This is a genomic window from Streptomyces sp. NPDC005866 (assembly GCF_040629895.1).
GTDB lineage: Bacteria > Actinomycetota > Actinomycetes > Streptomycetales > Streptomycetaceae > Streptomyces.
Map to the genome: position 1 here is coordinate 231101 of NZ_JBEXWP010000012.1, position 7891 is coordinate 238991.

At 66.5% G+C, this 7891-nt stretch carries 8 protein-coding genes and 2 pseudogenes; 6 read left to right on the forward strand and 4 right to left on the reverse strand.

The annotated features are described in order from the left end of the window. Positions 1-28: 28 nt before the first annotated feature. A complete protein-coding gene (gene fusA / locus ABZ396_RS20205) occupies positions 29-2155 on the forward strand; it encodes an elongation factor G (protein ID WP_358924111.1) in 2127 nt (708 codons plus the stop codon). A 156-nt stretch (positions 2156-2311) separates the two neighbouring features. Then, positions 2312-3505: an elongation factor Tu gene (tuf, locus tag ABZ396_RS20210; protein WP_351693772.1), complete on the forward strand. Its 1194-nt coding sequence runs from the start codon at positions 2312-2314 to the stop codon at positions 3503-3505. On the opposite strand, the gene ABZ396_RS20215 is transcribed toward tuf, so the two are convergent. The 4 genes and pseudogenes from ABZ396_RS20215 to ABZ396_RS20230 all read right to left on the reverse strand — a co-directional run bounded on the left by ABZ396_RS20215 (position 3495) and on the right by ABZ396_RS20230 (position 5350). Further along, a complete protein-coding gene (locus tag ABZ396_RS20215) occupies positions 3495-3839 on the reverse strand; it encodes a hypothetical protein (protein WP_358924113.1) in 345 nt (114 codons plus the stop codon). The two genes, tuf and ABZ396_RS20215, sit on opposite strands and share 11 nt — an antisense overlap. A gap of 40 nt (positions 3840-3879) precedes the next feature. Further along, positions 3880-4169: pseudogene (locus ABZ396_RS20220) on the reverse strand (hypothetical protein); the annotation flags it as partial. A gap of 281 nt (positions 4170-4450) precedes the next feature. Then, a pseudogene (locus ABZ396_RS20225) lies at positions 4451-4976 on the reverse strand (isochorismatase family cysteine hydrolase). Positions 4977-5005: 29 nt separating this feature from the next. Further along, entirely contained in the window at positions 5006-5350 is a 345-nt protein-coding gene (locus tag ABZ396_RS20230) for a hypothetical protein (RefSeq protein WP_351748618.1), read from the reverse strand. A gap of 79 nt (positions 5351-5429) precedes the next feature. Here ABZ396_RS20230 and ABZ396_RS20235 point away from each other — a divergent pair, with 79 nt between their 5' ends. The 4 genes from ABZ396_RS20235 to ABZ396_RS20250 all read left to right on the forward strand — a co-directional run. Continuing rightward, positions 5430-6077: a hypothetical protein gene (locus ABZ396_RS20235; RefSeq protein ID WP_358924115.1), complete on the forward strand. Its 648-nt coding sequence runs from the start codon at positions 5430-5432 to the stop codon at positions 6075-6077. A gap of 5 nt (positions 6078-6082) precedes the next feature. After that, positions 6083-6547, forward strand: coding sequence for a hypothetical protein (locus tag ABZ396_RS20240; protein ID WP_358924117.1), 465 nt, complete (start codon positions 6083-6085; stop codon positions 6545-6547). A gap of 15 nt (positions 6548-6562) precedes the next feature. Continuing rightward, the gene (locus tag ABZ396_RS20245; RefSeq protein ID WP_358924119.1) at positions 6563-6724 is read left to right on the forward strand and encodes a hypothetical protein; all 162 of its coding nucleotides are present in this window, start codon (positions 6563-6565) and stop codon (positions 6722-6724) included. Positions 6725-7292: 568 nt separating this feature from the next. After that, the coding region (locus ABZ396_RS20250) for a putative T7SS-secreted protein (protein WP_359185264.1) at positions 7293-7891 on the forward strand (599 nt) is incomplete at its 3' end.

Here is a 7891-nt window from a genome sequence, read left to right on the forward strand (position 1 = left end):
ATCGAGACCGAGAGAAGACTGAAGCCTTATGGCTACCACTTCACTTGACCTGGCCAGGGTCCGCAACATCGGGATCATGGCCCACATCGACGCGGGCAAGACGACCACCACCGAGCGGATCCTGTTCTACACCGGTGTGTCGTACAAGATCGGTGAGGTCCACGACGGCGCTGCCACCATGGACTGGATGGAGCAGGAGCAGGAGCGTGGCATCACGATCACCTCTGCTGCCACCACCTGTCACTGGCCGCTTGAGGACAACGACTACACGATCAACATCATCGACACCCCGGGGCACGTCGACTTCACCGTCGAGGTGGAGCGTTCGCTGCGCGTCCTCGACGGTGCCGTGACGGTGTTCGACGGTGTCGCCGGTGTCGAGCCCCAGTCGGAGACGGTGTGGCGTCAGGCCGACCGCTACGGCGTGCCGCGCATCTGCTTCGTGAACAAGCTGGACCGTACCGGCGCCGAGTTCCACCGCTGTGTGGACATGATCTCGGACCGTCTGGGTGCCGTGCCGCTCGTCATGCAGCTGCCGATCGGCGCCGAGATGGACTTCAAGGGCGTTGTGGACCTGGTCCGCATGAAGGCGCTCGTGTGGTCCGCCGAGGCGGCGAAGGGCGAGATGTACGACGTCGTCGACATCCCGGCCACGCACACCGAGGCTGCCGAGGAGTACCGCGGCAAGCTGGTCGAGGCCGTCGCGGAGAACGACGACGAGATCATGGAGCTGTTCCTGGAGGGCCAGGAGCCCACCGAAGAGCAGCTGTACGCCGCGATCCGTCGTATCACCATCGCGTCCGGCAAGTCCGACGGTGTCACGGTCACCCCCGTGTTCTGCGGTACCGCGTTCAAGAACAAGGGCGTCCAGCCCCTGCTCGACGCGGTCGTGCGCTACCTGCCGACCCCGCTCGACGTCGAGGCCATCGAGGGCCACGACGTCAAGGACCCCGAGGTGGTCGTCAAGCGCAAGCCGTCCGACGACGAGCCGCTGTCCGCGCTCGCGTTCAAGATCATGAGCGACCCGCACCTGGGCAAGCTCACCTTCGTCCGGGTCTACTCGGGCCGCCTGGAGTCCGGCACCGCCGTGCTGAACTCCGTCAAGGGCAAGAAGGAGCGCATCGGCAAGATCTACCGCATGCACGCGAACAAGCGTGAGGAGATCGACTCGGTGGGCGCCGGCGACATCATCGCCGTCATGGGTCTGAAGCAGACCACGACCGGTGAGACGCTGTGCGACGACAAGCAGCCGGTGATCCTGGAGTCCATGGACTTCCCGGCGCCGGTCATCCAGGTCGCCATCGAGCCCAAGTCGAAGGGCGACCAGGAGAAGCTCGGCGTCGCGATCCAGCGTCTGGCCGAGGAGGACCCGTCGTTCCAGGTCCACTCGGACGAGGAGACCGGCCAGACCATCATCGGTGGTATGGGCGAGCTGCACCTTGAGGTGCTGGTCGACCGTATGCGCCGTGAGTTCAAGGTCGAGGCCAACGTCGGCAAGCCGCAGGTCGCATACCGCGAGACGATCCGCAAGGCCGTCGAGCGCGTGGACTACACCCACAAGAAGCAGACCGGTGGTACCGGTCAGTTCGCCAAGGTGCAGATCGCGATCGAGCCCATCGAGGGCGGCGACGCCTCGTACGAGTTCGTGAACAAGGTGACCGGTGGTCGTATCCCGAAGGAGTACATCCCTTCGGTCGACGCCGGTGCGCAGGAGGCCATGCAGTTCGGCATCCTCGCCGGATACGAGATGACGGGCGTCCGCGTCACGCTTCTCGACGGTGCCTACCACGAGGTCGACTCCTCCGAACTCGCGTTCAAGATCGCCGGTTCGCAGGCCTTCAAGGAGGCCGCGCGCAAGGCCAGCCCCGTGCTCCTTGAGCCGATGATGGCCGTCGAGGTCACCACGCCCGAGGACTACATGGGTGAGGTCATCGGCGACATCAACTCCCGCCGTGGCCAGATCCAGGCCATGGAGGAGCGGGCCGGTGCCCGCGTCGTGAAGGGCCTCGTGCCCCTCTCGGAGATGTTCGGTTACGTCGGCGACCTGCGCAGCAAGACGTCCGGCCGGGCCAGCTACTCCATGCAGTTCGACTCCTACGCCGAGGTTCCGCGGAACGTCGCCGAGGAGATCATCGCGAAGGCCAAGGGCGAGTAACGCACCGCGCTACGACGCTTTAGGCTTGACCCTGGAGCCTCACGGGCCGTTCCTCCGCATTAGTGGCGGAATGGCCCGGGGCCCGGGACCCAACAGCAAAGATCACCTGGCGCCGATCGAATCAAGGCGTACAGAACCACTCCCAGGAGGACCCCAGTGGCGAAGGCGAAGTTCGAGCGGACTAAGCCGCACGTCAACATCGGCACCATCGGTCACATCGACCACGGTAAGACGACCCTCACGGCCGCCATTACCAAGGTGCTGCACGACGCGTACCCGGACCTGAACGAGGCCACCGCGTTCGACAACATCGACAAGGCGCCCGAGGAGCGTCAGCGCGGTATCACCATCTCCATCGCGCACGTCGAGTACCAGACGGAGACCCGTCACTACGCGCACGTCGACTGCCCGGGTCACGCGGACTACATCAAGAACATGATCACCGGTGCCGCGCAGATGGACGGCGCGATCCTCGTGGTCGCCGCCACCGACGGCCCGATGCCGCAGACCAAGGAGCACGTGCTCCTGGCCCGCCAGGTCGGCGTTCCGTACATCGTCGTCGCCCTGAACAAGGCCGACATGGTGGACGACGAGGAGATCCTGGAGCTCGTCGAGCTCGAGGTGCGTGAGCTCCTCTCCGAGTACGAGTTCCCGGGCGACGACCTGCCGGTCGTCAAGGTCTCCGCGCTGAAGGCGCTGGAGGGCGACGCCGAGTGGACCCAGTCCGTCCTCGACCTGATGAAGGCCGTCGACGAGTCCATCCCGGAGCCCGAGCGTGACGTCGACAAGCCGTTCCTGATGCCGATCGAGGACGTCTTCACGATCACCGGTCGCGGTACGGTCGTCACCGGCCGTATCGAGCGTGGTGTCCTGAAGGTCAACGAGACCGTCGACATCATCGGCATCAAGACCGAGAAGACCACCACCACGGTCACCGGCATCGAGATGTTCCGCAAGCTGCTCGACGAGGGCCAGGCCGGTGAGAACGTCGGTCTGCTGCTCCGTGGCATCAAGCGCGAGGATGTCGAGCGCGGCCAGGTCATCATCAAGCCCGGCTCGGTCACCCCGCACACGGAGTTCGAGGCCACGGCGTACATCCTGTCCAAGGACGAGGGTGGCCGTCACACGCCGTTCTTCAACAACTACCGCCCGCAGTTCTACTTCCGTACCACGGACGTGACCGGCGTCGTTACCCTCCCCGAGGGCACCGAGATGGTCATGCCGGGCGACAACACCGACATGAAGGTGGAGCTCATCCAGCCCATCGCCATGGAGGAGGGCCTGAAGTTCGCCATCCGTGAGGGTGGTCGCACGGTGGGCGCCGGCCAGGTCACCAAGATCAACAAGTGATCTTGGCCCGCAAGGGCTGACCCGGTAGGTATCTGGAAGGCCCGTACGACTTCGGTCGTACGGGCCTTTCGGTGTGCCGGCACATCACCGCGGGCGCGGATGAGGGCCGGCGATCATCGAGAAGTAGCCGATGGGTGCCGACGTCCGTGATCGTCGCGCTCCGCGCCGCCAGCCGGGACCAGGTGGCGAGGGTGCCGGGCTCATAGCCGAACGTCCCGTTCCACAAGGTGTCCATGGCGACCGCGTCGTCGTTCACGCTGAACATCACAAACGGCGGACAGTACGGCGACTCGATCTCGACGTAGCCGCGGTACGGGAACTTCTTGCGGTGCACACGGATGATGTCGCCCGTGGCCTGTGTCAGCCTTCGGCCTTCAGTCCTCGTACGAGCGGGTCAGGGCCTCGGTGATCAGACGCGTGGCGAAGTCGTGGTGTCGGTGAGCCGGTTGACGTGCTCCGCGAGCAGCACGACCGTGGCCTCCAGGGCGTTCATCTCGTCCTTGGTCCAGTTCCCGTACTGCCTGCGCCACAGGCTGGGGCTCAGGCCGGTGCCGGCCGCGACCAGCAGGCCGGTCATGGTGGGGATGACCTCGGGACGGAGGCTCTTGCGCATCATGCGCGTCGAGGCCACGAAGCTGGGCACCACGTACTCGATCACGTCCCTAGCTCCGCAGGGAGTTACCGTACGGATACACCGTGTCGCCCACGGTCACCCGATGAGGAACCCTGTGTCATCGCCCTGCGACCCCGACCGCGGTCGCCCGCGCACTCGACCGCGTCCCGCTCGGCCACCCCGCCCGCTTCACGCACGAGGTGGTGTTCCGCCGTTGTCCACGATGCTCGGAGCACAACATCGTCCGCGAGGCGGACTTCGCCTGCGTCTTCTGCGACAGCGAACTGCCGGAGACATGGAACGTGGACCCCGGGAAATGACCGGCCGGGCGATCACTCGAAACGGACCTCCGCGGCCGGGGTCACCGTCACCGACCGGCCTGCGTACTCGATGATCGAGAAGATGCCGTTGTGATGGGCCATGATCTGCGCGGCCGTCGGTCCGGTGCCGGCCGGGCGTTGCATCGTCGTGTGGCCGTCGGCGACGAGGACGACGTCGTAGCCGTGGGAGAGGGCGCTGCGACTGGTGGAGTCGACGCAGAAGTCGGAGGCGTAGCCGGTGACGATCAGACGTCGTACCGCCCGCTCGGCCAGGACCGCCCCAAGCGTCGTGTCGAGGAAGGAATCCGCTGTCCTTGTCGAGGACCACGTCACTCGGCTGGGGTGCCAGCGGCGGATAGATTTCCAGCCACTCGGCGGGCACACCGGCGAACCGCTGCCGTAGGTAGATGACCGGTACGTCGGCCGCACGGGAACGGTCCGCGAGCGCGGCGACCCTGCGCAGGCAGGCCTCGCCGTCATGGGCGTCACGCAACAGGGCGCGCTGCATGTCGATGATGAGCAGTGCGGTGTCCGGCATAAGAAGAGGCCGTCCTCGAAGAACGCGGACTACTCCGCCTTGTTCCCGCCGCCACCCTGTTGCTGCTCCTCCGGCCGCACCGCGTCCTTCGCCTTCTTCGCGAGGTCGTCGTCCAGCTTCTTGAACTCGCGGACCACGGTGTCGGACATGTCGGCGAGCGAGTCGATCTGCTTGGTGATGTCCTCGCGGCCGTCGTGCCAGTTGGACTCGAAGTCGTCCAGGGCGTCGTAGACCGTGCCGCTGCCGACGTCGTCCTTGTAGGACTCGAACATCTTCTTGGTGTGGTTGAGACGTTCCTTGATGGAGCGCAACTGGCGGCCGTAGTCCTCAAGCTCGCTCAGCGGTATCGCGAGGTCGCTCTTGCCTTTGCCCACGTGACCGTCCCCCGTTCGCGCATCTCGTAGTCTGGGCCGCACCGTACATCACATCATCGGACGGGGGACTACGTACACCATGGCCCGCTATATGGAGACGCTCACCATCGAGCGCGGCGGATTCCGGATCAAGGTGCCGGAATCGTGGTGGGAGTTCGACGTACGGCCGGAGTCGCGGGACGACTCGATCCGGCGGATGGTGAACGAGCGCGTCGCCCAGCACCCGGAGCTGGAGCAGTACCGGGACACGTACGTCGGCTTCCTCCGCAAGTCTGCGGCCGACGCGTGGAAGTCGGGCGCGATGTACTGCGGTTGTATGGCGGAGAGCTTCGGCGGGGACACGCCGGTCACGGGGTCGGTCACGGTGTCGCTGGTCGGCGGCCGTACGCGCGAGGGCGCGCCGCTCTCCAACGATCCGGCCGCCATCGCCGCCCAGCTCGCACCGAAGGAGGCCCACCGGGAGGGCGACTCCTGGCGCAAGGTGACGACCGTCGACATCCCCGGCGTGGGGCCGGCCGCCCGGACGTACGGCATCGAGGACGTCCCGATCCCGGAGGACAGCCTCAACCGCACGATTCGCGCGGTCCTGATGCAGACGTTCATCCCGGTTCCTGGCCAGGAGGGCAAGGTCGCCCTGGTAGCGGGCAGCAGCCAGGTCCTGGACCTGGCCGACTCCTTCTTCGACATCTTCGACGCGATCACGTCGACGTTCCGCTTCGCGGACTGAGCGGATTGGACTCCCTGGACTGGGAGAGCGGCGAGGGACTGCTGGGTATCGACGACCCGGCTGCCGTGGACGCCGCGTTCGAGCGCGGCGAACGGCATCTCGGTACGGCGGTGATCGGCCTGGCCTTCAACTGCCCACTGGAGGACGCGTCCCCGCGCATCGTGCGGGCGATGAGCCTGTCCGACCCGGATCAGCGGGGGTTCGCCTTCACGGCCGTCGGCACGGCAGCCCGCCTCAACGGCCGGCTGACCCCGGAGCTGTACACCGCCCTGCGCACGGAGGGCCCGGGCGGCCTGGCCGAGCATGCGATCCGGGACACGCTGACGTTCGTGCCGTACCGGGACCTGCCGCCATGGTTCAGGCGCCGGTGGGCGTGTGTGACGGTGCGCGACAAGCTGCGGTACTGGTGGGCGAACTCCGTGGACAGGCTCGAAGACGGCCGGCGGGCGCTGCGTGGCCGCCGGCGCTGAACGGAAGGAGATGCAGTGACCGCACGAGAAGAGCTGCCGCGACTGGTGCCGCCTCCCGCGGAGGTGGCGGTCGAAATCGACTGGGAGCGAGTCGAGGGCGAGCTGGGGACCTCCCTCCCCGACGACTACAAGCGGCTGGCGGAGCATACGGGTCAGGGACTTTCGACGAGTTCATGAGCATCCTGCATCCCTGTTCACGTTTCTGGCCGACGCGCCTCGTTGACGCCGCCAAACGCTCTGCCGAACTGCTGGAGCAGATGCCGGAGAGCTTGCGCGAGAGAGTCCCGCACAGGTTCGATCACCTACTGGCGGTCGGGAAGACCGACAACGGTGACACGATCTACTGGGTCACCGAACCCGAAGACGCTCCCGGATTCCTGGAGTGTCACAGCCAACGGGGCACGGAACACGAAGTGGCCGCACTTCGAGATGGGAATCGTGGAGTTTCTCGTGGCCGTCCTCTCCGACGCGACCCGGTCGGATGTGTTCCCCCGGGACTTCCCCAGCCGACACGCCGTCCTCACGCAGGACCCGGACCGAGCACCCTTCGTCGCTGACGGACGGCGGGGCAGGGCAGCCGTCCTGGCCGGGGCCACGCACGACGAAGGGGTGGACCAGGCTCTGGCCTACCGCCCGATTGCGTCGTGAACCTGGCCGTCGGGCTTCACCTCGAACGGCCGTTCCTTGTAAGTTCGCGCGTGCGCAGGTTTGTTGACGGGGCGTACGCGACGGGGGTTGCGGGGTTATGGCGGGGTATCGGCCGGCGGACTGGCATCCACTCGACCTTGACAAGGACCCGACACCGGGCGACCCGCAACGCGTCCGCTCCCTGGCCAGGCAGCTGCACGACTTCGCCGACGACGTCTCGGACGCCCTGCGCCTGGTAAAGGGCATGGCGGGCGAGGACACGCTGTTGCAGTGGGCGGGCAAGTCCGCGGACGTCTTCAAGGAGCAGTTCAAGGATGTTCCGAAGAACCTGAAGAAGCTGAGGAAGTCGTACGAGCTGTGCGGCGACGCGCTCGCGGACTACTGGCCGAAGCTGGAGCGCGCGCAGGCCCTGGCCGACAAGGCGCTGGCCAAGGCGAAGGAAGCGCAGTCAGACCTCTCCTCCGCCAAGTCCCGTCTGTCCTCGGCCGATTCCTGGGTCACCCGGGCTGGCAAGGAAGCGGACAAGTACAAGGACGACCCCACCGGCAGCAAATCCAGCGCCGACAAGCCGGACGAGGCGAAGGTCCGCGCCGCCACCCGGGACGTCCAGAGCGCCAAGTCCGCCCATACCACGGCCCAGTCGGACGTCACCACCGCGCAGAACGCCCTCGACGCCGCGAAGAAGATGGCCGAGGA